This is a genomic window from Nostoc sp. 'Peltigera membranacea cyanobiont' 232 (assembly GCF_002245985.1).
In the GTDB taxonomy this organism is placed as follows: domain Bacteria; phylum Cyanobacteriota; class Cyanobacteriia; order Cyanobacteriales; family Nostocaceae; genus Nostoc.
The window spans coordinates 1-3,009 of the sequence record NZ_NOLK01000332.1 but is presented as its reverse complement, the minus strand read 5'-3'; the positions used below and the strand labels follow the sequence as shown (position 1 = coordinate 3,009).

Below are 3,009 nucleotides of genomic sequence, written 5' to 3'. Positions count from 1 at the left end.
GAGCGCTTATAGCCTGTGAAATCAAATCCCCGGTTTTGTCTGAGATAAATCAGTAGATTTTCAAATTCGGGGTCTTTTTCTGCGGAATTCATAGGGTAAAAGGTAGAGAGTAGAATACAAAAGAGTGAAGTTTTTATACTTGTTCGCGAGTATCAAAGACTCATTAAAGGAGTTCTAAGCCTCATTAATGGGTATCAAAGACTCATTAAAGGAGTTCCGAGCCTCATTAATGAGTATCAAAGACTCATTAATGGAGTTCTAAGCCTCATTAATGAGTATCAAAGACTCATTAATGGAGTTCCGAGCCTCATTAATGGAGTTCCGAGCCTCATTAATGAGTATCAAAGACTCATTAATGGAGTTCTAAGCCTCATTAATGGGTATCAAAGACTCATTAAAGGAGTTCCGAAATAAATTTCCTCTACTCCCTAAGTCTTAGCTTAGTTACATTCTCGCATCACTAAATTCACCAGGGTGGTGGAGATTTCATCTAAGGGGAGAATAAAATCTACGTTACCAGTTTGAATCGCAGCTGAAGGCATCCCAGAAAACTCGGCGGTTTTGACATCTTGGACAATGACAGTACCGCCCTTTTTTTTTATTGCTTCTACTCCCATTGCACCGTCGCTACCCGTTCCAGTTAGCACAATGGCGATCGCTCTTTCTTTGTAAGTGGCTGCAACCGATTCAAATAACAAATCAGCCGAAGGACGTAAAAAATGGACTAATTTCGACTGTGATAACGAAAGCGTGCCGTCATCATTAACTAATAAGTGACGATTAGGCGGCGCAACGTAAGCCGTTCCAGGGATGAGGCAATCTCCCTCCTCTGCCTGCTTGACGGTAATATCCGTGCGCCGACTGAGAATTTCTGCCATGAATGACCGATGCTCTGGAGCAAGGTGTTGCACTATGGCGATCGCTGCGGGAAATTTTGCGGGTAGAGTCGATAGTACTTTCAATAGAGCAGTCAGCCCGCCTGCTGAGGCTGCGATCGCTATAATATCAAAGGCAGCATTAGGAAAGTGAGGTGGATGATTGTTGGCATCTTCCGCCATCTGAATCATGATTTTTTGGCTGTCAATACTAACCAAACTTATTAGTTATAGAGAGCATTAATAGATTGATAATTGCTCATCTTTATATATGAATTATACAACATTTCTAAACTAACTTTCCTTATTTTTGCCTTTATCTTTTAAATTTATCTGTTCATCTTCCTGCTCTAAAATACGTTTCGCCTCCAAAAGTTGCTGTTTATGTTCGTCGCTAACCGTTGGGTATTGCAGATTTAGTTCTTCTAATTTTGTGCAGATAATATTAGCGACTACCAGGCGTGTAAACCATTTGCGATCGGCAGGAATAATATACCACGGGGCCCATTTTGTACTCGTGGAATTGAAAACTTCTTCATAAGCTTTCATATAATCATCCCAAAAAGCTCTTTCTTTGACATCACTATCTGAAAACTTCCAATTTTTTTCAGGGAATTCAATCCGTTCTAAAAAGCGTTTTTTCTGCTCTGATTTCGAGACATTGAGAAAGAACTTCAAAACGATTACACCATTATCTACTAAATATTTTTCAAAATTGTTAATTTCTTCAAAACGTTGTTTCCATATCTTATTTCCATTAGGTAAGTGAGGAAGTTGTTGCTTTTTCAGTATTTCTGGATGGACACGAACCACTAAAGTTTCTTCATAATATGAGCGGTTGAATATCCCAATTCGACCTCTTTCGGGTAAAGCCTTAGTTGTTCGCCACAGGTAGTCATGGTCTAATTCTTCCGCACTGGGACTCTTGAAACTGAACACCTGAAATCCTTGCGGGTTCACGCCAGAGGTCACATGTTTAATTGTGCTATCTTTCCCAGCAGCATCCATTGCCTGAAAAATAATCAGCAAGGCATAGGTGTTTTGAGCATAGAGAATATTTTGGTAATTTGCTAATCGTTCAACATCTGTCTGCAATTTGCTTGCAGCATCAGCTTTTTGATCGAAATCAGTTTTATAAGCTGGGTCATAGTTTTTTTTCAGAGAAATCTTTGAACCTGGTGGAACAATGAAAGCATCGTAGTTCATATATAAAAGTTCCTAACTGCTGCTTATACCGAAGCATATTGTGAAGCGCTAATTTCTGAAATTTATAAATTCTTAATTAAATAATTTCACTTTTATTCAAAATTCATACATGTTAACCAACTTTAGCGAGTTAAGCCCCCATCCCCCTGATTAAATTTAATTAAGAATTACTATCTTCTCTGAGAGGTTGTTTGAAAAGTGTTTTGCTGTGATTTTAGGCACTTTTAGATCCCCCCTAACCCCCCTTAAAAAGGGGGAAGAATCAAAGTCTCTCAATTTATCGGGAGATTTAGAGGGATCTAAAACTTTTGATACCGAAAAGAGGACTTTTCAAACATCCTCTGAGAGACGCTACACGAATGTAACGTTAGCGATGTAATTACGAATTACTTCCGTCGCTTTGGCATTGGACGCATCGCTTCACGCCCCAACATAAACATCCCCGCAACACCGAAACTGACAAACCAAATATACTGATACCAGTATTGCCGAATCTGCTCGCCCGCCCTGAGTTCTGGATGCAATGTGTTTAAATACAGCAGCAACACTAATATCATCAGCGCCCCAAAACCAATAAAGCTTAAGCCAACATTAATTCGTGCAGGTCGCAGTTCAAAATAACTAATAGTGTCTAGGTCAATTTCTGCCAACTCATTAAAGGAGTCATCTGCTAAAGATGAGGTTAGTTGGAATTTATTGGACAGTTTTGGTGGCAAAATTAGCGACAGTCTTGCTACGGTTGGACGGCGTAGTAAAGCTTCAGTATCGCGTAGCAATTGCAATGGCTTACGCATAGTAGTTGGTTGAGCAAACTCTATGTTGTCTGTGCCCGGATTTCTCACCACATCTCTCAAAGCCTGTGCTTGTGCGGGTTCGCTAGTGGGAGCAGAGGAGAGTTCAATGTGCCTTGTTCTTTCCCCTCTTCCCC

3 protein-coding genes are annotated in these 3,009 nt (G+C 40.1%); all 3 read right to left on the bottom strand.

Annotated elements, in window-relative coordinates; translation table 11 throughout:
• Positions 1 to 440: 440 nt before the first annotated feature.
• A complete protein-coding gene (locus CDG79_RS39930; protein ID WP_094346970.1) occupies positions 441 to 1,067 on the bottom strand; it encodes a chemotaxis protein CheB in 627 nt (208 codons plus the stop codon).
• 102 nt (positions 1,068 to 1,169) lie between these two features.
• A complete protein-coding gene (locus CDG79_RS39925) occupies positions 1,170 to 2,081 on the bottom strand; it encodes a polyphosphate kinase 2 family protein (RefSeq protein WP_094346969.1) in 912 nt (303 codons plus the stop codon).
• A 386-nt stretch (positions 2,082 to 2,467) separates the two neighbouring features.
• The gene (locus tag CDG79_RS39920) at positions 2,468 to 2,935 is read right to left on the bottom strand and encodes a hypothetical protein (protein ID WP_094346971.1); all 468 of its coding nucleotides are present in this window, start codon (positions 2,933 to 2,935) and stop codon (positions 2,468 to 2,470) included.
• Between the last annotated feature and the right edge of the window lie 74 nt (positions 2,936 to 3,009).